Annotated in this window: 18 protein-coding genes and 1 pseudogene; 2 read left to right on the top strand and 17 right to left on the bottom strand. The window is 62.8% G+C overall.

From position 1 onward, the window contains the following. Positions 1–15 precede the first annotated feature (15 nt). The 4 genes from H4V99_RS09645 to H4V99_RS09660 all read right to left on the bottom strand — a co-directional run bounded on the left by H4V99_RS09645 (position 16) and on the right by H4V99_RS09660 (position 3080). Positions 16–723: an ABC transporter permease subunit gene (locus H4V99_RS09645; protein WP_280677744.1), complete on the bottom strand. Its 708-nt coding sequence runs from the start codon at positions 721–723 to the stop codon at positions 16–18. Further along, entirely contained in the window at positions 720–1406 is a 687-nt protein-coding gene (locus tag H4V99_RS09650) for an ABC transporter permease (RefSeq protein WP_280677746.1), read from the bottom strand. Before H4V99_RS09650 ends, H4V99_RS09645 begins: the two co-directional genes overlap by 4 nt. Then, positions 1403–2233, bottom strand: coding sequence for an ATP-binding cassette domain-containing protein (locus H4V99_RS09655; RefSeq protein WP_280677748.1), 831 nt, complete (start codon positions 2231–2233; stop codon positions 1403–1405). The genes H4V99_RS09650 and H4V99_RS09655 overlap by 4 nt, the downstream gene beginning before the upstream one ends. Positions 2234–2399: 166 nt before the next feature. After that, positions 2400–3080 carry a TetR/AcrR family transcriptional regulator gene (locus tag H4V99_RS09660; protein WP_280677751.1) on the bottom strand — a complete coding sequence of 227 codons (681 nt, stop codon included), beginning with the start codon at positions 3078–3080 and terminating at the stop codon, positions 2400–2402. 163 nt (positions 3081–3243) lie between these two features. Between H4V99_RS09660 and H4V99_RS09665 the strand changes: the two genes are divergently transcribed. After that, positions 3244–4269: a phosphatase domain-containing protein gene (locus tag H4V99_RS09665; protein WP_280680054.1), complete on the top strand. Its 1026-nt coding sequence runs from the start codon at positions 3244–3246 to the stop codon at positions 4267–4269. Positions 4270–4289: 20 nt separating this feature from the next. Here H4V99_RS09665 and H4V99_RS09670 read toward each other — a convergent pair whose 3' ends face one another. The 3 genes from H4V99_RS09670 to hisD form a co-directional block, all read right to left on the bottom strand. Next, positions 4290–5318: a quinone-dependent dihydroorotate dehydrogenase gene (locus H4V99_RS09670; RefSeq protein WP_280677753.1), complete on the bottom strand. Its 1029-nt coding sequence runs from the start codon at positions 5316–5318 to the stop codon at positions 4290–4292. Between the two features lie 13 nt (positions 5319–5331). Then, positions 5332–5826, bottom strand: a complete 495-nt coding sequence (gene nrdR, locus H4V99_RS09675; protein ID WP_280677756.1) for a transcriptional regulator NrdR — start codon at positions 5824–5826, stop codon at positions 5332–5334. Positions 5827–5933: 107 nt separating this feature from the next. Next, positions 5934–7244 carry a histidinol dehydrogenase gene (gene hisD / locus H4V99_RS09680; RefSeq protein ID WP_280677758.1) on the bottom strand — a complete coding sequence of 437 codons (1311 nt, stop codon included), beginning with the start codon at positions 7242–7244 and terminating at the stop codon, positions 5934–5936. A gap of 70 nt (positions 7245–7314) precedes the next feature. Here hisD and H4V99_RS09685 point away from each other — a divergent pair, with 70 nt between their 5' ends. After that, positions 7315–7866, top strand: a complete 552-nt coding sequence (locus tag H4V99_RS09685) for a flavin reductase family protein (protein WP_280677760.1) — start codon at positions 7315–7317, stop codon at positions 7864–7866. Between the two features lie 53 nt (positions 7867–7919). Here H4V99_RS09685 and H4V99_RS09690 read toward each other — a convergent pair whose 3' ends face one another. From H4V99_RS09690 to ftsZ, 10 genes and pseudogenes are all read right to left on the bottom strand, one after another. Next, positions 7920–8684, bottom strand: a complete 765-nt coding sequence (locus H4V99_RS09690; protein ID WP_280677762.1) for a lysophospholipid acyltransferase family protein — start codon at positions 8682–8684, stop codon at positions 7920–7922. Between the two features lie 65 nt (positions 8685–8749). Continuing rightward, positions 8750–10231: an HNH endonuclease signature motif containing protein gene (locus H4V99_RS09695; RefSeq protein WP_280677764.1), complete on the bottom strand. Its 1482-nt coding sequence runs from the start codon at positions 10229–10231 to the stop codon at positions 8750–8752. 1171 nt (positions 10232–11402) lie between these two features. Beyond that, positions 11403–14933, bottom strand: a complete 3531-nt coding sequence (gene dnaE, locus H4V99_RS09700; protein ID WP_280677766.1) for a DNA polymerase III subunit alpha — start codon at positions 14931–14933, stop codon at positions 11403–11405. 17 nt (positions 14934–14950) lie between these two features. Next, the gene (locus H4V99_RS09705; protein ID WP_280677768.1) at positions 14951–15877 is read right to left on the bottom strand and encodes an RluA family pseudouridine synthase; all 927 of its coding nucleotides are present in this window, start codon (positions 15875–15877) and stop codon (positions 14951–14953) included. Further along, entirely contained in the window at positions 15874–16491 is a 618-nt protein-coding gene (lspA, locus tag H4V99_RS09710) for a signal peptidase II (protein ID WP_280677770.1), read from the bottom strand. The genes H4V99_RS09705 and lspA overlap by 4 nt, the downstream gene beginning before the upstream one ends. Beyond that, positions 16481–17131, bottom strand: coding sequence for a DivIVA domain-containing protein (locus tag H4V99_RS09715; protein WP_280677773.1), 651 nt, complete (start codon positions 17129–17131; stop codon positions 16481–16483). The genes lspA and H4V99_RS09715 overlap by 11 nt, the downstream gene beginning before the upstream one ends. A gap of 169 nt (positions 17132–17300) precedes the next feature. Then, positions 17301–17594: a YggT family protein gene (locus H4V99_RS09720; RefSeq protein ID WP_280677775.1), complete on the bottom strand. Its 294-nt coding sequence runs from the start codon at positions 17592–17594 to the stop codon at positions 17301–17303. Positions 17595–17600: 6 nt separating this feature from the next. Continuing rightward, positions 17601–17961 (bottom strand): annotated as a pseudogene (gene sepF, locus H4V99_RS16545) (cell division protein SepF); the annotation flags it as partial. A gap of 252 nt (positions 17962–18213) precedes the next feature. Continuing rightward, positions 18214–18975, bottom strand: coding sequence for a YggS family pyridoxal phosphate-dependent enzyme (locus H4V99_RS09730; RefSeq protein WP_280677779.1), 762 nt, complete (start codon positions 18973–18975; stop codon positions 18214–18216). Then, positions 18944–20119 carry a cell division protein FtsZ gene (gene ftsZ, locus H4V99_RS09735; protein WP_280677781.1) on the bottom strand — a complete coding sequence of 392 codons (1176 nt, stop codon included), beginning with the start codon at positions 20117–20119 and terminating at the stop codon, positions 18944–18946. The genes H4V99_RS09730 and ftsZ overlap by 32 nt, the downstream gene beginning before the upstream one ends. Positions 20120–20199 lie beyond the last annotated feature (80 nt).

The raw sequence follows: 20199 nt of genomic DNA on the forward strand, positions 1-20199 counted from the left end.
TGATGGCGAATTCCATCACCGGACCAGCTTGGTGAAGCCGGCCCGGATGTTTGTGGGGCGTCCGGCCGCAACGCCGCGGGGAACAACCAATTTTTGAAGCACGGTGAAGAAACCCTCAAGCGCGAGCGCCAGCAGAATGACCAGAATGGATCCACCCAGCATCTGCGCATAATCGAGATTCTTCAACCCTGTGAAGAGGAAACGGCCGAGGCCGAAGTTGGCAACATAGGCCGCCAGGGTGGCGGTAGCCACAATTTGCAGCGCGGCAGAACGCAGCCCCCCGATCAGCAGTGGCAGACCGAGCGGCAGCTCGACCTTGCGCACAATCTGCCACTCCGACATGCCCACTGCTCGGGCAGCATCGATGGTGGCGCGGTCAATCGCTTGAAATCCGGTATATGCCCCGGCAAGAATGGGCGGTATCGCCAACACGGTGAGCGCCACATACGGAGCTGTTAAACCGATCCCCACTGACAGGGCCACGAGAGTGAGAAGCCCGAGTGTGGGGATGGCACGAAAGGCGCCCGACGTGCCCACGGCCAGGCCGCGTCCCCGCCCGGTGTGCCCAATCAGGAATCCGAGGGGAATCGCAATGGCCGACGCAAAAACGAGGGTCACGAAGGTGAACCACAGGTGCTCCAGCAACCGGATGCCGATGGCGTTGGACCCCACATAGTTGGCGGGGTCGAACAGCCAGGCGAGTGCGTCCACAAAGAAGTTCATGCTCGTGCCTCCGCTGCCGGGCGGACCGGGGTGCGGACTGCCCGAGACACCGTGGGTCTCGTCCACGGCATGAGCAGACGGCCGATGAGCACGAGTGCGCCATCGAGCGCGAGCGCGAGGGCTACCGTGGCGATGATTCCCGCAATGATCTCCGCCTGAATACCGCGCTGAAAACCGTCGGTGAAGAGGCTGCCGAGGCTCTGGGCACCAATGACAGCACCCACCGTGGCAAGGCTCACGGTACTCACGGCCACGACACGCAGCCCGGCGAGGAGTACCGGTCCGGCCAGGGGAATCTCCACACGCCAGAATTGCGTCCACTCCGAAAAGCCCACCGCGGTCGCGGACTGGCGAACGTCACGGTCAACGGCGGCGAGGCCATCTGCTACCACCCGCACCATGAGCGCCACACCGTAGAGCGTGAGGGCAATGATGAGGTTGAGGGGGGAACGGATGCTTGTTCCCACGATGAAGGGAAGCATGATGAACAGCGGGAGGGAGGGGACGGCATAGAGCAGCCCCACGCTGGTGAGAATGATTCCCCGACTGACGCGGTAGCGATGCGCCAGCCAGCCCAGGGGTAAGGCGAAAAAAAAGCTGAGAATGATGGGTGGGACGGTCAACACCATGTGTTCGAGCGTTCGATCCCAAATGAGGTCGAGGTTGGACCAGATCCAGTTCACCGCGGATCCCGTGGCCGATCGGCAAGTACACCGGCCAGCCGTCCATCGTCATCCACGAGCACGTCACCGGTGGCGCGCGTCTCTACGTGGAGCACGCGTTTGCCGCGGTCGGCACCCACAAAGCTGGCAACAAAATCGTCCGCGGGATTGGCGAGAATCTCGGCCGGAGAACCCACCTGCGCGATCAGACCCCCGGTGCGGAGGATCACGACCTGGTCACCGAGCAGGAACGCTTCATCGATGTCGTGCGTCACAAACACAACGGTCTTACCCAGTTCGTGCTGCAGACGCAGGAGTTCCTGCTGCAACTCCGCGCGCACAATCGGGTCGACGGCACCGAAGGGCTCGTCCATGAGGAGAATATTGGGGTTCACGGCGAGTCCACGCGCTACGCCCACCCGCTGCTGCTGTCCGCCAGAGAGCTGACTCGGGTACCGATCAGCCAGGGAGCGGTCGAGCCCGACCGTGTCGAGCAGTTCAAGAGCGTCGGCCCGCGCCTGGCGCCGCGACACACCGCGCAGAAGCGGGACCGTTGCCACGTTATCGATCACCTTGCGGTGTGGAAGCAGACCGGAATTCTGCATGACGTACCCGATGCTTCGCCGAAGTTTGACCGGGGCCAGCGTGGCGATGCTGTCACCGTCGATGGTGATCGATCCACTCGTAGGGTCAACCATGCGATTGATCATGCGCAGCAACGTTGTCTTGCCTGATCCTGACGAACCCACCAAGACCGTAATCTTGTGGGACGGGATGACCAGACTGAAGTCGTTGACAGCCACGGTGCCGTCCGGAAAACGCTTCGATACCGCACTAAATTCGATCATGCAGGTGGCTCATTCCTTGCGTCACGTCGGAGCGACACACACCGGATACCTAAGCCAATCACTATCCGGGCAGACGGCAAAATTACCGGCGCAGGATACCGCTAATATTTTTACGCTGGCCGCGTACGAGCCGCACGTCGCGCTGCAGGTCTGGCTACAGGTCCTGTTAGCCGACGGCCTCAAAGCTCAGCGGTACGCTCGGTCCGTAGAAGCTCACCAGGTAGGCATGTAGCACCCGTCGGCACTCCGCAATGAAACGTTCGTCGCCCAGCGGATCCACCTGGAACGCCCGCGACAGCAGGGCATCGGCTAGTTCCACGGCAACTTCGAGACGAAACGTGAGCTCGGGTTCGCGAGGAAGGTCGAATTCGTCGGCGAAGGCGGTGGCGAGCTGACGGGCAAAAGAGGCTGACTCGAGGTCTGCTTCCTCGCCGATGCTCGGTACGTCACGATCAGCAAAATTCAGAATCCGAAAGCCCGGCTCAGAACGGTACAACCCGACAAATGCTGTGATAGCCCCGTCGACAGCATCCCACCAGGTTGCTGGCTTGTTCGCCGCCAGTTCTTCCGCTACTCGTTGGCGCAGCCGCTGCACGGTGCGCTCGTGCAGCGCATTCAGAACCGCAACCCGGTCCGGGTAGTAGCGATAAACAGTGCCGATGGACGCCCCCGCCCGCTCAGCGATCATCGCGGTTGTGATGCGATCAAAACCCACCTCATCCACAACGGATGCCGCCGCGTCAAGCAAACCCGACAGGCGCGCGGCACTGCGCTGCTGTATGGGTTCGGCGCGCCCTTGGAGACCCGGGGCGATGCTGGCCTCACCAAAAAAGTCGACGTGCGACATAAACCCCCTTCTACATGATTCCACATACTACTTGCCCGAACCGTTCTTCCCTATTTGGGGGGTCAAAGAGAGTACGCGCGCCGCCCGAGAGCCTCGCACATGAGACACTTATGAAGTGCCAGAGTCCCGAGACAAGACGCCAATCGCGCTCACTCCCGCTCATATGATGCACCGGGCAGCCCGAATCGAAGACTGGCTGCATGACCGCCGGGAAATTTTTGCGCGCGGTCGAGGGTATCGCCCGACGGTGATTCCGTTCACGGGGTATGGATCCACCGGTTGGGTACGCATTCTCTGTCGGGTTCTCCTTGCTAAACCGGACAGGGTCGGTGTCACTCCGCGCAAGAAGAAGCCGCGCAGCGATGGTCGCGACGCCGGCATCCGCGGCTGGCGAAGTTTTACCAGCGTGCCCGTGAAGGCTGTCACCGTGGTGATCGAGATCGACGGACAGCTCCACGAGGTGGAGGCGGATCGCGGCGGTGTGGTCGACACCGTCGTGCAGGTATCCCTCACTCCGGGTTGGCATGTGGCGCGGCTGCACACCGAGGATTCCGCCGTGCAGGAGGCTCCGCTGTTCATTGTGGCTCCCGACACCGCTCGAGGAATTGTCTCGGATGTCGACGACACGGTCATGGTTACGACGCTTCCTCGACCGCTTCTGGCGGCCTGGAACACGTTTGTGCTTGATGAGCATGCCCGCGTTCCCACGCCGGGAATGGCGGTGTTTCTGGAACGCTTGGCCTTCGCATCCACTGGCGCACCGGTTATCTATCTCTCAACCGGTGCCTGGAATGTGGCCCCCACTCTCACACGTTTTCTCTCCCGCAATCTGTACCCGGCCGGTGCTCTGCTGCTCACCGATTGGGGTCCCACGCACGACCGGCTCTTCCGCAGCGGACGTGAGCACAAGCGTGAGAATCTGCGCCGCCTCGCGCAGGAGTTTCCGCACATTCAGTGGATTCTCATTGGTGATGATGGTCAGCATGACGAGGACATCTACAGCGAGTTTCTGCACGATTTTCCGGGGAGCGTGGCCGCCGTGGCTATTCGTCAGCTCTCACCGAGCGAGGCCGTTCTGGCCGGGAGCCGGTCCAGGGATGCGATCGAGGGCACCGAGGAGACTCCCTGGGTGTACGGACCGGATGGTTCCAGTCTGGCGAACCAGTTGGCCGAGTTCGGGCTGCTCTGATCTAGCTTGACCTGACCTGGCTAGGCCAGAATTCGGTCCAGGCCGCGGTTGATCTGCCGTGCCCACAGCGGTCCCCGGTAGAGGAAGGCGGTGTAGCCCTGCACGAGTGTGGCTCCGGCCGACAGTCGCTCTGCCACCTGCTCTGCCGTGTCAACGCCACCGACGGAGATCACACAGAACGCGCGGGGAACAACGGCGCGAATGATCCGCAAAACGGCCAGCGAGCGATCCGCCAGGGGTGCTCCGGAGAGTCCGCCGGCTCCGGCCGCCAAGACGGTGGCGGCATCCGTTTTCAGGTTTTCACGCGACAGCGTGGTGTTGGTGGCGATGATTCCGTCGAGGCCGAGGGTCACGGCCAGTTCGGAAATGCGCGTCACCTCCTCATCGCTGAGGTCAGGGGCAATCTTCACCAGGAGCGGGGTCGTGCCAGCGCTGGCCTTGACGGCGGTGAGGAGCGGGGCAAGCCGGTCGAGTTCCTGCAGGCCACGCAGGCCCGGTGTGTTGGGCGAACTCACGTTGACCACCAGATAATCGGCCAGTGGGGCCAGGAGGCGCGTGCTCACGAGGTAGTCATCCGTGGCGTCATCGACCGAGGTGACTCGGCTTTTGCCAATATTGATGCCGAGAACGGGTCTGCCCGCGGCTTGACGAATACGGGTCAGCCGCGGCACGGCGGCCAGCGCTCCCCCGTTGTTGAAGCCCATGCGATTGATCACCGCACGGTCGGCGACCAGTCGGAACAGGCGTGGCCGCGGGTTACCGGGCTGAGCGATTGCCGTCAGCGTTCCTACCTCAACGTGGCCGAACCCCAGGTGACCCAGGCCGAGCACGGCCTCGCCGTCTTTATCAAACCCGGCGGCGACGCCGAACGGTGAGTCGAAGTGCAGGCCCAACGCATCGACTCCGAGGTCCGTGCGCGGCGCGGTGAAACGGCGAACCACTTTGCCGATTCCCAGAAGCGGTAGCCGCTTGATCACCGTGAAGGCGAGGTGGTGTGCCTGTTCCGGATCGAGGCGCCGGAGCACGAGGGAGAAGAAGAGTGGGTACATGCGCCGTTTCGGGTTAGGACGGCTCGGCAGCGGATGCCGCGGCCGCGCTGTCGAGGGCACTCGCGTGTTCGCGGCGCAGCTGGGCAATCGCGCCCTCAAAGTCTTCGAGCGAGTTGAAGCCCTGGTACACACTCGCGAACCGCAGGTAGGCGACCTCATCGAGATCACGAAGCGGCGGAAGAATGGCCAGACCAATGTCATTCGCGTTGATCTGCGATGCTCCGGTCTGGCGGATAGTTTCTTCCACCTTTTGGGCCAACATGGCCAGGTCCGAGTCCGTTACGGGGCGCCCCTGGCAGGCCTTACGCACCCCGGTAACGATCTTCTCGCGGCTGAACGGCTCCACCACACCGCTGCGCTTGACGATGTTCAGGCTGGCCGTTTCTGCAGTGCTGAAACGACGTCCACACTCGGGGCACTGGCGACGCCGACGAATAGAGAGCCCGTCGTCGCTCGTGCGCGAGTCGATGACTCGAGAATCTGGGTGGCGGCAGAACGGACAAAACATGGTGTGCTCAGCCTACCGCGCCGACCCTTTGCTCGGACACGGACTGCTCGGACATGGAATGTTCCGGCACGGACTGCTCCGGCACGGACGGTCTTCACCGTGGGAAACTACTCCTGGTCGAACCGGGCGGTAACCGCATCCCCGTGGGCCGGAAGGTTCTCTGCGCTCGAGAAAGCGGCAATGTTTGCCGCAACGGTGCGCAGCGCTTCTCGGCTGTAGGTGACAACCTGCTGGGGGCGCAGGAACGTGTAGGCCCCGAGCGCGGACGAGAAGCGTGCCTGGCCGCCTGTGGGCAGCACGTGGTTGGATCCGGCCGAGTAGTCGCCCAGGCTCACCGGAGAGTGCGGTCCGAGAAAAATGGCACCGGCATTTTCAATGAAGGTGAGCACGGCTTCCGGATCCCGGGTTTGAATCTCCAGGTGCTCGGGACCGAAGGCGTTGCTGAAGGCCGCCGCCGTCTCGATGTCATCAACGAGAACGATGGCCGACTGGGTTCCGGTGAGGGCAGCGGTAACGCGTTCGCTGTGGGTCGTTGTCTGCGCGAGTGTGACGAGCCGAGCAGCGACCGCCTCGGCGAGAGCGGCAGAATCGGTCACGAGAACGGCTGCAGCCAGCTCGTCGTGCTCTGCCTGACTGACGAGGTCTGCCGCCACGAGCAGCGGGTCCGCCGCGTCATCGGCAATCACGAGGATATCGGTGGGACCGGCCTCCGAATCGATGCCGGCCTGGCCACGCACGAGGCGCTTCGCGGCCGCAACGTAGACGTTCCCAGGACCGGTGACGATCTGCACGGGCTCAAGTCCAATGTCGGGGACTCCGTAGGCGAGCGCCCCAATGGCACCGGCACCGCCCATGGCGTAGACCTCATCAACTCCGAGCAGGGCGGCAACGGCCAGGATGGTGGGGTGAACTCGTCCGCCGAAGCGGCTCTGTGGCGGTGACGTGAGGGCGATTGAGGCGACACCCGCAATCTGCGCGGGCACGACGTTCATGACGACACTCGACGGATACACGGCCTTGCCCGCGGGGACGTACAGGCCCACCCGGTTCACGGGCTGCCAGCGCTGCGTGATGGTTGCGCCGGCATCGATGGTGGTCGTCACGGCGGGAGGAACCTGAGCCGCACTGGCGAGGCGCACTCGGCGAATCGTTTCCTCGACAGCCGAACGCACAGCCGGATCAAGCTCGGCAAGGGCCTCAGCCAGGTCGGAGGCTGGGACGCGCACCTGCAGAGGGCGTACGTGGTCGAGCAGTTCGGCCTGGTCAAGAAGTGCCGCTCCGCCGCGTGCGCGCACGTCTGCGATTAGTTCGGCGGCGATGTCGCTGGCGGAGGTGACGCTGGTCAGTGAACGAGGCACTGCAGCAAGCAAATCAGCCGGCGTGTGGGAGGTTCCGCGGAGGTCAATAGTCTGGATCATCACTACCAGCTTATCGGCGAACAATTGATGCCGGTAATAGTGTGGGTACTGAACAGATTGTTGGTTATACATGAATGACACGACCGCGTCCCGAATTACCGACGCCTCCACGCCTCCACTTGCGTCCGACCCAAATGCCCCGCTCGATCTTGCGGCCTTTAAACACGCGTTCCGTCGGCATGCAGCGGGGGTGGCGGCCGTGACCACGCTCACCGCCGAGGGAAAACCTGTCGGTTTCACCGCTACCAGTCTCGCGTCGCTCTCGGCGGTGCCGCCCCTCGCGACGTTCAACATGGCGCGGTCTGCGAGCACCTGGCCGGCGATTGTCGAGAACGACCACGTCATCATCCACATGCTCGGTGCCCGGTCCCGGGCCGTCGCGGAAAAACTCGCTGGGCCCAACGAGCAGCGCTTTGTCGGTGACCACTGGCATGTGGGTCCGTATGGTCTGCCTGTTCTTAATGACGTCACGTCGTGGATGCTTGGCCGCATCGTTGAGCGCGTATCCGTGCATAACAGCGCCATCGTGGTCGTGCAGATCGAAGACGGTGGAATCGGAGCCGACGACGACGCGCTCCTATACCACGAGCGTGCGTACCGCATCCCTGGGGAGGCCGTCTAGCGTCTCGTGTAGCCCTCATCCGCTCAGCGCTGCTTGAGACCTGCTGAGGGCGCCTACGTGGCCCGGTTGGCGGCTTTGCGACGCTGTCGCTCCGCCTCCACCGCGGCGGCTGCTTCGGGCGTGGGAGCGCTGCCACCCAGGTGAGCGGGCTGCCACCACTGAGCGGTTCCGGCCACCGGATATCTCGCTTGCAAGCCATCCACAAGACTCTGCATTGTGGCGTGAAGTTTTTCCGTCACGACGGCGGTGTCATCATCAGCCGACACCGTGAACGCCTCCCCCACTGCAAACTGAACCGGCACACCGAAGAGTTCACGCAGCACGGGCTTGTGATTCTTCGTTAGCAACCGGTGCCCTCCCCAGACGGCAACGGGAATGATCGGAACACCGGCCTCTGCGGCCATCCGAACCGTTCCCGTCTTCAGGTTACGCACCGTGAACGATGCGTTCACTCCACCCTCGGGGAAAACACCCAGCACCTCTCCCGAGCGCAAGGCGGTCACGGCCTCGCCATAGGCGGCGGCACCCGCTGTCATGTCCACGGAAATATGGTGCATACCGCGGAGGAGCCGTCCCACCAGAGGCTGGTCGAAGGCACCCTTCTTAGCCATGAAGCGGATGTGTCGGCGGTTCCGCTTCCACATCCGCCACTCCACGAGGGCAAAGTCCAGATAACCGAAATGGGTGATTGCGAGCACGGCGCCGCCCTCATGTGGCAGGTTCTCGGCCCCCTCAACGGATGCCCGTAGGCGGAGGGAACCAAAGAGTGCTCGGCCAACCGTGATGGCGGTGTTGTAGATCGGCTCTATCGGTCTCATTACCCCAGAATACGGCGGTTCACTGAAGAGTTTCAGTATGTGCCGCTACTCGCTCAGCCTTACCGTTAGCGATCGGATGCCCAGGGCGGGTCGGTGCTGGGGGTGTTGGCCCGGTGACTAGCGGCCGGTCGCCACGTCTGACCGGGGTCAAAGAGCACGGGCCCAAGAATCCAGGGTCTGCCACCCACCATCTTGATCTGCCACCCGGACGTGTCGATGCTGTGGTGGTGGTACCAGCACAGCAAACACCCGTTATCAATATTCGTGGGTCCATTGAACTGCCACGGGAACACGTGATGCACCTCACACCACGCGGCCGCAATGGTGCACCCGGGAATAACGCAGCCCCCATCGCGGGCGGCAATCGCCCGGCGCTGCGCCGGGCTGAAGAACCGTTCCTTCTCCCCGAGGTGCAGTACCTGGCCGTTGTCGCCGATGATCACTTGCTGATACCCGCCCGCGCACAGCCGCTCCTGCACGGCCTTGAGACTGATCGGGGCATCCACGCCGTCAATCCAGCCCACTCCGCGCCCGTTTTTCAGGTCTCGGGAATTCACGTGCACCATCACCGTCGGGGCAGCGCCGCCCATCCGGGGTGTTTTCGGGTCCCGTGCTGTCTTGTCAAACACGGCCCGGAGGATGTCGGCGCATTTCTCCCCGCCGGTGCGGTCATCACACATCTCTTCCGCTCCCGGGATCAGTTCCCCGGCCTCCATGCGGGCCTGATCCTCGGCCGACGGGAATGCGGGTGTCGCATGGGCGCTAATGAAGGTGGCGAAGACACCGTTCATCACGCCGCGCAGTTCGGGTGTCACTCCGCCTCGCAGCGGATACAACCCGTTCTTCAGGAGTCCGAACCCAACAGTGCTGGTCGCGGCGGTCTGCTCATCACTCGGCGCGGCGCCATCGGGGTCCAGGATCGCGCCCCACTCGTGCGCTTGCGCCCGAATCAAATCGGCCGAGAACGCAATCCCTGCCCCGGGAAGTCCCTCGGTCTCGGGGGTGATCGCTCCGGTTGCCGAGGCGACGAGAGCGCGCTCGGCCCGGTCGAGATCGTCCGGGGCAACCCGGGAAGAGATCTGCTCCAACGCCGCCACAATCACGTCGGCGGCGTCCACGCCGAGGTTCCCTGACGTGAGCGCCTCGGCGACGGCCGGGTGTCGCACCGTGACCGACTGGCCAAGCAGGCCACTCGTGGCCGCGGCAGTACCGGTGACGATGCCTCCGAGGCGCATCCGCCGCTTGGCTTCGGAGGCGGACACCCGGGTGATGCCGGTGATGAGTTCGTACTTGGTGCGGCATCCGCTTTTCCACGCGAGGGAGTCGTGGCCACGACTAGTTTCGGCGCGCATGCCCACGTCGGCGGCGGACCAGATCCGGCCACCATCCACCCGGCGCCCCACCGCCTCCAACGCTCCCATCACACTCAGGGCGGCGTCATCGTCGAGGAGGGTGAAGTGTACTCCGTCGAGAGCGTCACCGATCAGATCGCTGGCCTGCTGCAGCAGGGCGACCACTTCGGGACCGGACTTCATCGTCGTGAACATGTCCTCATTTTACCCTGAATCGAACAAGACAGCGAGACTTACTCACGTTTAAAACTCGTGACCTTAGTAAATATTTCCATGCACAGCATCGGCTCCGACAGCGCCCATGAGCGTCTCCACGCGCCCAGCTGACGCCTGTTCTCGCCGCCCACAGGCCCCGCCTACCGCCACAATCAGGGTCCTCACGCTGCCGCTAACGCCCGCCCCGCCCCTTCGCCCCCGTCTTCGTTGGTCGAGGAGCCGGCATGCTTTTGGCCGGCGTCTCGAGACCCCGTGAGCCGACTCTGAAAATCGGCTCACGAGGTTTCGACTGCTCGCAAGCTCGCGCCCGACCAGCGAGAGGGTGGCCGCACGGCTGCGCACCCCCTCTCGCTGGTCGAGGAGCGCGCACGCTTTTCGCGCGCGTCTCGAGACCCCGTGAGACAGTCTCGCAAACCCGCTCACCAGGTTTCGACTGCTCGCAAGCTCGCGCTCAACCAGCTAGAGGGCGGCCGCGCCTGTTATGGGTGGCCGCGTCCAATATGGCGGATGGCCGCGCCCGATTTCGGTGGGGGCTACGCCGGTTACCGTAGCGCTCCCCGACATTCGTAGCTGCCAGGAGAGAAGCGGGCGCCACCTCGCTGGTCGAGGAGCCGGCACGCACTTCGCCAGCGTCTCGAGACCCCGTGAGACGGTCTCGAGATCGGCTCACGAGGTTTCGACTGCTCGCAGGCTCGCGCTCAACCAGCGAGAGGCTGGCCGCACGGCTGCGCACCCCCCTCTCGCTGGTTGAGGAGCGCGCACGCTTTTCGCGCGCGTCTCGAGACCCCGTGAGACGGTCTCGAGATCGGCTCACCAGGTTTCGACTGCTCGCAGGCTCGCGCTCAACCAGCGAGAGGCTGGCCGCGCCCAATATGGCGGATGGCCGCGCCCGATTTCGGTGGGGGCCACGCCGGTTACCGTAGCGCTCCCCGACATTCGTAGCTGCCAGGAGAGAAGCGGGCGCCCCTCGCTGGTCGAGGAGCCGGCATGCACCTCGCCGGCGTCTCGAGACCCCGTGAGCCGTGCGAGGTCTCGACTGCTCGCAAGCTTGCGCTCGACCAGCGAGACGGCTGCAAAGCTCGCACTCGACCAGCGAGACGGGTGCAAAGGCCGCGCCCGACCAGCGACCTGGCCGAGCGGCAGGCGGGCCCTAGCTCAGGCAGTTGGGTCCGAGAATGCTCTTCAGCTCACCGAACAGGTCCGCGCTCACCTTCACTCGATGCGGCAGCTCGAACACTCGCGCGGTCTCGCCCTTCACCAGCTTGATGCGCACCTCCGCGTCACCGGCGTGCCGGGTGAGAATCTCGCCCAGTGCCTGCACCGTTTCGGTCGTGGCGCGGGCTTCGGCCAGGGTCACCGACAGGGTGCTCTGGTCAGAAGCCTGACCCAGCTCGGGCTGGAAGACGCTGAACGCGTGCAGATTCATGCCGTCATCGCGCATGCTCACGCGTCCGCGAACCACCACAACCGAGTCGTTCACCAAGTCCGGCGCGAATTCCACATAGGCCTTGCCCATGAACATGGCTGTGATCTCACCGCCGAAGTCTTCGACCTGAATCATGCCGTACTGATTTCCCGACTTCTTCGCCGTGCGGTGCTGCACACTGGTGATGAGGCCAGCAACCGTGACGGTATCGCCGTCTTCGGCGGTCTCCGACGCAATCAGATCCGCAATCGTCGTGCTGGCGTGCTTGGCCAGCGGAATCTCCAACCCCGCGAGCGGGTGATCCGACACGTACAGCCCCAGCATGTCGCGCTCGAACGCGAGCTTCTCCTTCTTGCTCCACTCGGGTCGCTCGGGCACCTGATCGGTGTCCTGCGGCTCATCAAAGAGACTGTCGAAGTCGAAACCAATGTTGCCGTTCACCTCTTCGCGCTTGATCTTCACGGCCGACTCGACCGCAGACTCGTGAATCTCCACCATTCCGCGTCGGGTCGCCCCGAGCGAGTCAAACGCGCCCGCCTTCACGAGGGATTCGATCGTGCGCTTGTTAGCCACCGGAAGCGGCACCTTGCGAAGAAAATCGTGGAACGACTCGAAGCGTCCCTTGGACTCGCGAGTGGCACGAATGGCGTCGACAACGTTGAAGCCCACGTTTCGAACAGCACCGAGTCCGAAGCGGATGTCTGTGCCCACGGCCGCAAAGAACCCGATCGACTCATTCACATCGGGTGCAAGAACCTGAATGCCCATTCGGCGGCACTCGTTCAGATACAGCGCCAGCTTGTCGCGGGAATCACCCACGCTCGTGAGCAGAGCGGCCATGTACTCTGCCGGGTACTCCGCCTTGAGGTAAGCGGTCCAGTACGACAGCACGCCGTAGGCCGCCGAGTGGGCCTTGTTGAAGGCATAGTCGGAGAAGGGCAGCAGGATGTTCCACACCGTGGTGACGGCATCCATGGAATAACCGTTGGCCTTCATACCGCTGGAGAAGCCCTCGAACTGTTTGTCCAGCTCAGACTTCTTCTTTTTACCCATGGCACGCCGCAACAGGTCGGCCTCACCGAGCGAAAACCCGGCAAGTTTCTGGGCAATCGACATCACCTGCTCCTGATACACGATGAGCCCATAGGTGTTGCCGATCACGTCGGCCAACGCCTCTTCGAGTTCCGGGTGGATCGGAATGATCTCCTGCTGCCCGGTTTTGCGCAGCGCGTAGTTCGTGTGGGAGTTAGCACCCATGGGGCCCGGACGGTAGAGGGCGATGACGGCCGAGATGTCTTCGAAGTTGTCCGGCTTCATCAGTCGCAACAACGAGCGCATGGGTCCGCCGTCGAGCTGAAAGACTCCGAGCGTGTCGCCGCGCGCGAGCAGTTCGTAGGCGGCCGGGTCCTCGAGACCCAGTTCTTCGAGCACGGGGCGATGCCCGCGGTTGACCTCGATGTTGTCGAGGGTATCGTCAATGATCGTCAGGTTGCGAAGCCCGAGGAAGTCCATCTTGATCAGGCCCAGTGACTCCGAGGCCGGATAGTCGAACTGGGTGACGACCTGGCCGTCGGCCTCACGCTTCATGATGGGGATGATGTCGATGAGCGGGTCGGATGACATGATGACACCGGCCGCGTGCACACCCCACTGACGCTTGAGGTTTTCGAGTCCCAGTGCGGTATCGAACACCGTTCTGGCCTCGGGGTCGGATTCGATCACGGCACGAAAATCAGCCGCTTCACGATAGCGGGGGTGGTCCTTGTCGAACATACCCGTGAGGGGCACGTCCTTGCCCATGATGGCCGGCGGCATGGCCTTGGTGAGCTTGTCACCCATTCCAAAGGGGAAACCGAGAACGCGGCTGGCGTCCTTGAGGGCTTGCTTGGCCTTGATGGTGCCGTAGGTGACGATCTGCGCGACGCGCTCCTCGCCATACTTGTCAGTGACGTAGCGAATCACCTCGCCGCGACGACGCTCGTCGAAGTCCACGTCGAAGTCGGGCATGGAGACGCGGTCCGGGTTCAGGAACCGCTCGAAGATGAGCCCGTGCACGAGCGGGTCAAGGTCGGTGATGCCCATCGCGTAGGCCACCATGGATCCGGCTCCCGAACCACGGCCCGGCCCCACGCGAATGCCCTGCTGCTTCGACCACATGATGAAGTCGGCCACGACGAGGAAATAGCCGGGGAACCCCATCTGAATGATGATGCCGATTTCGTAGTCCGCGCGCTTCCGCACGTCGTCCGGGATACCCAGGGGGTAGCGCTTGGCCAGCCCAATCTCGTTCTCCTTGACGAACCAACTCTCCTCGTTCTCCCCCTCGGGGCACGGGAAACGGGGCATGTAGTTGGCTTTGGTGTTGAATTCCACGTCGCACCGCTCGGCAATGAGCAGGGTGTTGTCGCACGATTCCGGGTGATCCCGAAACATGTGACGCATCTGCGCCGCGGTCTTGAGGTAGAACTCGTTGGAATCAAATTTGAACCGGTTCGGGTCGTCCAAAGTGGATGCCGATTGCACGCAGAGCAGGGCGGCGTGCGCCGTGGCGTCGTGCGCGTGCGTGTAGTGCAGGTCGTTCGTGGCGAGCAGGGGCAGGTCAAGTTCCTTGGCGAGCTTGAGCAGATCGGTCATGGTGCGGCGCTCGATGTCGATGCCGTGGTCCATGATCTCGCAGAAGAAGTTCTCCTTGCCGAAAATGTCCTGAAAGTCGCCGGCCGCTTTCTTGGCCTCGGCGTACTGCCCGAGCCGGAGCCTGGTCTGCACCTCGCCACCCACGCAACCGGTGGTCCCGATCAGACCCGTCGAGTACTGACTGAGCAGTTCACGGTCCATACGGGGCTTGAAGTAGTAACCCTCGAGGCTCGCCTTCGACGACAGCCGGAAAAGGTTATGCATTCCCTCCGTGGTCTCGGAGAGGAGCGTCATGTGCGTATACGAGCCGCTACCACCAACGTCGTCGCGGTTCTGGGCGCCGGTACCCCAGCGCACACGCGTCTTGTCCCGCCGGTCAGTGCCGGGGGTGATGTACGCCTCGGTGCCGATGATGGGCTTGATGCCGGCATCACGGGCGGTGCGCCAGAAGTCGAAAGCCCCGAACACGTTTCCGTGATCGGTGATCGCGACCGCGGGCATCTTTTGTTCGATGGCGGCGTTGATCAGGGGCTTGACTCTCGCCGCCCCGTCGAGCATCGAGTACTCGCTGTGTACGTGAAGGTGTACGAACGAATCCGTCGAGGTCGAAGAAGTACTCACTGTGCTCAATCTGCGGATTAGTCGCCGCGTAGTACGGACAGTCCGTGCGCGAGGTCTGGCGCGTACGGGGCATTGAAGGTGACCCAGTCGTTGGACTCCGGGTGGTGGAACGCGAGCTGCTTGGCGTGCAGCCACTGGCGCCCCAGACCCAGTCGGGTCGTGATGCTCGGATCGGCGCCGTACATGGCGTCGCCCACGCAGGGGTGACGCTGGGCCGCCATGTGCACGCGAATCTGATGCGTACGACCGGTTTCGAGGTGAATTTCCAGCAGCGAGGCGGAGGGGAAGGCCTCCAGCGTTTCGTAGTGCGTCACAGCATGCTTGCCATCACTCATCACGGCAAATTTCCACGCGGAGCTGGGGTGACGCCCGATCGGCGCCTCAATGGTCCCCGCCAGCGGGTCGGGATGACCCTGAACGACGGCATGGTAAATCTTCTCCACTTCACGGTCGTGGAAAGCACGCTTGAGAGCCGTGTAGGCCAACTCCGACTTGGCAACGACCATCAGGCCGCTGGTTCCCACGTCGAGTCGGTGCACGATTCCGGCCCGTTCCGCCGCACCGGATGTTGAAATACGATAGCCAGCGGCAGCAAGCGCCCCCGGTACCGTGGGACCGGTCCAACCCACACTCGGGTGAGCGGCGACGCCCGCTGGCTTGTTGATGACAATGATGCTGTCATCGTCATACACAACCGTGAGGTCGGGTACCGCAATCGGCACGATCCGCACGGGCTCCTTGGTGTGCCAGGTCACCTCGATCCAGCTTCCGGCATGGAGCCGATCCGACTTGCCAGCCAGGGAACCATCAACGCTCACCCCGTCGAGCTCGCAAATCTCGGCGGCGAAGCTGCGGGAGAACCCGAACAGTTTGGCCAGACCCGCGTCTACCCGCACCCCCTCAAGTCCATCGGGAAGGTGCAGGGATCGAGACTGGGAGGTCATGGGGCAATTCCGCTGTGAGGCTTTGTGTCGTCGTGCGTTGGTAACGCCGAGTGAGCGTCCGGCTCCACGGCGGCATCCGTTTTCGGTACTTTCTTCACCTCGACGACCTTTTCACCGTCGAGGCCTATTCCACGAATGGTGAGGATCATGAAGATCACCATGCTCGTGACAATGGCCATGTCGGCCACGTTGTAAATTGCCGGGATCAGCCACGGCGTCGACAGGAAATCGACAACATGACCCTCGCCGAAGCTGGGCTGACGCACCAACCGGTCGGTGAGGTTTCCGAGGACCCCGCCGAGGAGTAGCCCGAAGACCAGACCCCAGGTGAGCGAGCGGATGCGCCGAGCAAACCAGATGATGAACACGACGACGGCCGCGGCAATGATGGAAAAAATCCATGTAGACCCACTGGCGAGGGAAAACGCAGCGCCCGGGTTCCGAACGAAGTGCAATTGCAGCACGTCATTCAGAACCCGGACGATTTCGCCCTCAGCCATGTTGGCCACGACGAGGTACTTACTCACCTGATCGAGCGCATAGATTCCCAGCGCCACGAGCGCGAGAACGATCAGCGCGCGAGTGCCACGCTTCGTGCGAGTCTTAGGCGCCAAAGCCCTGGAAGCTGGACTTCGAGTCACTCGATACGCCGGCACCAACGGAGGACGCGGCGTCGAGGTCCTGAAGCTGACCCTCAATGTAGCTCTTGAGCTTGAGACGGTACTCGCGCTCGAAGGTGCGCAGTCCCTCGATCTTCGTCTCGAGAACGGAGCGTTCCTGATCGAGGACCTTCATCTGCGCGCGCTGCTTGGCCTCGGCCTCGGCAATGACGCGTGCAGCAGTGGCGTGACCTTCGGCAATGAGGGCGTCACGCTTCTCAGCGCCTTCCTTCACGTGCTCTTCGTGCAGGCGACGAGCGAGCTGAAGCAGGTTTGTCGTTCCCGCGGTCTCGTCAATCGGCTCGGGCACAACGACGGCGACCGGGACGACCTCGGCGGGCTTGACGGCCTCGACAACGGCTTCCGGAGCTGCAACAGCCGCGGAAGCGGTGGCGTTCTCGGAACCGACGGATGCGGCAATGACTCCGCCATCGGCGGTGATCCGCCCGCGAAGCTCTTCATTTTCCGACGTGAGACGACGCAACTCAACGACGACCTCATCGAGAAAGTCATCAACCTCGTCCTGGTCATATCCCTCACGGAACTTGGTTGACTGGAACCGCTTATTGACTACATCTTCCGGAGTTAGCGCCATGGCTTTCCACCCTTAGAACTTGATACTTATGCGAACAGTTGGTTTGTGTGCGGCTGAACAATCCAGCCGCTGGTGTGGTTCGCGCGGGGGCGGCCCACACCGGTCAAGGATACATGCTTCAAATCCCGGCCCGGTGTAACTGCGCCTCTGAGCACGAAAAAATACCGACTCAGAGCCGCTGCAGAGCACCGGCGAGGGACATGCCCACGATCGTGCCCAGCATGGTGAGCGTGAACCCGAAGTCGAGTGCGATCGGGCCAATGCGAAGCGGGGGAATCAGTTTGCGGAAAAAGAGAATAGGAGGATCTGTGAGCCGGTAAACAAGGTCGACCAGAACGAGGGTGAAATTCTGCGGCCGCCACCCACGATTCACCCCGCGCACGAGGTCTACGATGAAGCGGCCCCAGAGCACAAAGAAGTACAGGAGGAAAACGAAATACAGGAGCCCGCCGATTACACCCACGGCGTACTAGGCCTGAGCGAAGAAAGACGCCTCTTCGGCGGAATCTTCAGTTGCGTTGTCGCCGGACACGACAACATGGGACGGGGAGAGCAGGAAGACCTTGGCGGTCACCCGCTCGATCTTGCCGTACAGCCCCTGTGAGAGCCCACTGGCGAAGTCGATGAGACGACGCGCATCAGCGTCACTCATCTGTGACAGGTTGATGATCACCGGGATACCCTCACGGAAGGACTCGGCGATGATCTGCGCGTCGCGGTACTGACGCGGGTGAACGGTGAGGATCTCATTCATTTCGGACGCAGCCACATTCTGGGGGGTCGAAGTCTTACGCAAAGGTGTGACGGGAGCGCGTCCACTGTTGTTGTGGGCGCTGTTGTTGTGGGCGCTGTTGTTCTGAGCGCTGCTGTTGTGAGCACCGCTGTTGTGAGCACTGCTGGTCTGAGCACCGCTGTTCTGGGCGTTGCTGGACGAAGCACTGCCCCGGGTCGAACGTTCTGCGGGCGCGTGGGCTGCACCGTGCTCGGTGCCGGGCGACACGGCGGCAACACGACCGGCAGGCGCCTCATACTCAAGCTCTTCGTCTGCCAGACCCAGGTAGACCATGGTTTTCTTGAGCGGGTTAGACATGTCGACCTCCGTGTTGTTGTGCGTCTCTGTCGAGATTAACTGGTTCCGGGCGTTTCCCGGTGATTGCAGTGCCAATTCTTAGGTGTGTCGCGCCTTCGAGAATGGCCTCGACATAATCTTGGCTCATTCCCATGGACAGTTGCTTTGCATCCGGTGCCTGAGAGCGGATGCCCTCACTCAATTCTCGAATGTAGGCAAACGACCGTCGCGGTTCGGCACCCAGCGGTGCCACGGCCATGAGACCCTGCAACCGCAGTCCCTCGGTGGCCTGGACCCGGTCGACGAGCGCAGACAGCTGTCCCGGATCGACGCCACCACGACCCGCATCGTCGGTGAGATTCACCTGAATGAAACAGTCCACCGTTGATTCTGCAGAGGCCAGTGAATCCACAAGCGAGTCACGATCCACCGAGTGGATCACATTGGCATACGCACGAATCTGGCGGGCTTTCTTGCCCTGAATCTGACCGACAAAATGCCACGTCAGCTGCAGCTCTGCGAGCTCCGCGGCCTTCAGCTGCACCTCCTGGTGTCGGTTCTCCCCCATGTCGCGCACGCCGAGTGCGGCCAGCGCCCGAATGAGCGACGAGGGCTGAAACTTTGTCACCACAATAGTCGTGATGTCTTCGACCGGGCGCCCAGCAGTGCGGGCGGCATCAGCGATGCCACCCTGCACTACCCCGAGACGTTCAGCGAGTTCGTCCCGCTCGGGGTACGGTTCGTTACTTGAGGAAATCGGGGATGTCCAGATCATCAGATTCTTCTTCGAATGCCGGGTCGGCTGCCGCTGCAGCACCGGTTGACGAGTCAGCAGACCAGAGAGACGAGGTCGCGTCTGGCGCAGCCACTGAAGCCGTATCCGCTTTTCCGGTGCTGGCCGTTCCGGCGCCGGCAGCGACTCCCGCTGCCACCAGGTCAGCTCGGCGAACCTCGACGGCCTTGGCACCCGGCTCTCCACCATCGAAGCCAGCGGCGATCACGGTAACGCGCACCTCGTCGCCGAGGGTGTCATCGATGACCGCACCGAAGATGATGTTGGCCTCCGGGTGCACGGCCTCCTGCACGAGACGTGCAGCGTCGTTGATCTCGAAGATTCCGAGGTTAGAACCACCCTGAATCGAGAGCAGCACGCCGTGGGCACCATCGATGCTGGCCTCGAGAAGCGGGGAGGCGACAGCGAGTTCCGCGGCCTTGATGGCGCGGTCGGCCCCGCGGGCGGAACCGATACCCATGAGAGCTGAGCCGGCGCCCTGCATGACCGACTTCACGTCGGCGAAGTCGAGGTTGATCAGACCCGGGGTCGTAATGAGATCGGTGATGCCCTGCACACCGGCCAGCAGAACCTGATCAGCCGTGGCGAAGGCCTCGAGCATGCTGATTCCGCGGTCGCTGATCTCCAGCAGCCGGTCGTTCGGCACAACGATGAGGGTGTCGACCTCGTTCTTGAGCGAGGCGACGCCGGTCTCGGCCTGCGCCTGACGGCGCTTACCTTCAAATCCGAACGGCTTGGTGACCACACCGATGGTGAGCGCACCGATGGACTTGGCGATGCGGGCAACAACGGGTGCACCACCCGTACCGGTTCCACCACCTTCACCGGCGGTGACGAAGACCATGTCGGCACCAGCCAACGCCTCTTCGATCTCTTCGGCGTGGTCCTCGGCGGCACGACGGCCTACCTCGGGATCCGCACCGGCACCGAGGCCGCGGGTGAGGTCACGACCGACGTCCAGTTTCACGTCGGCGTCACTCATCAGAAGCGCCTGGGCATCCGTATTGATCGCGATGAACTCGACTCCGCGGAGACCGAGCTCGATCATGCGGTTGACGGCGTTCACTCCGCCACCGCCGATTCCGACGACCTTGATGACCGCTAGATAATTCTGGTTGTTTGACACGTCCGGCCTCCGGTGGAACCTTAAACCTTTACTCGAAGTTTAAAGTTATGCTGAGTATGCAATTACTGATTACGAAGTTA

It is taken from the genome of Cryobacterium sp. CG_9.6 (genome assembly GCF_029893365.1).
In the GTDB taxonomy this organism is placed as follows: Bacteria; Actinomycetota; Actinomycetes; order Actinomycetales; family Microbacteriaceae; genus Cryobacterium.

Excerpts from the sequence above, each read along its gene's own strand:
- H4V99_RS09685 (WP_280677760.1), top strand. The coding sequence starts at position 7,315 with ATGAATGACACGACCGCGTCCCGAATTACCGACGCCTCCACGCCTCCA.
- H4V99_RS09715 (WP_280677773.1), bottom strand. The coding sequence starts at position 17,131 with ATGGCGCTAACTCCGGAAGATGTAGTCAATAAGCGGTTCCAGTCAACC.
- H4V99_RS09705 (WP_280677768.1), bottom strand. The coding sequence starts at position 15,877 with ATGACCTCCCAGTCTCGATCCCTGCACCTTCCCGATGGACTTGAGGGG.
- H4V99_RS09690 (WP_280677762.1), bottom strand. The coding sequence starts at position 8,684 with ATGAGACCGATAGAGCCGATCTACAACACCGCCATCACGGTTGGCCGA.
- nrdR (WP_280677756.1), bottom strand. The coding sequence starts at position 5,826 with ATGTTTTGTCCGTTCTGCCGCCACCCAGATTCTCGAGTCATCGACTCG.
- H4V99_RS09645 (WP_280677744.1), bottom strand. The coding sequence starts at position 723 with ATGAACTTCTTTGTGGACGCACTCGCCTGGCTGTTCGACCCCGCCAAC.
- H4V99_RS09730 (WP_280677779.1), bottom strand. The coding sequence starts at position 18,975 with ATGATCTGGACATCCCCGATTTCCTCAAGTAACGAACCGTACCCCGAG.
- hisD (WP_280677758.1), bottom strand. The coding sequence starts at position 7,244 with ATGATCCAGACTATTGACCTCCGCGGAACCTCCCACACGCCGGCTGAT.
- H4V99_RS09660 (WP_280677751.1), bottom strand. The coding sequence starts at position 3,080 with ATGTCGCACGTCGACTTTTTTGGTGAGGCCAGCATCGCCCCGGGTCTC.
- H4V99_RS09655 (WP_280677748.1), bottom strand. The coding sequence starts at position 2,233 with ATGATCGAATTTAGTGCGGTATCGAAGCGTTTTCCGGACGGCACCGTG.
- H4V99_RS09665 (WP_280680054.1), top strand. The coding sequence starts at position 3,244 with ATGATGCACCGGGCAGCCCGAATCGAAGACTGGCTGCATGACCGCCGG.
- H4V99_RS09695 (WP_280677764.1), bottom strand. The coding sequence starts at position 10,231 with ATGTTCACGACGATGAAGTCCGGTCCCGAAGTGGTCGCCCTGCTGCAG.
- H4V99_RS09670 (WP_280677753.1), bottom strand. The coding sequence starts at position 5,318 with ATGTACCCACTCTTCTTCTCCCTCGTGCTCCGGCGCCTCGATCCGGAA.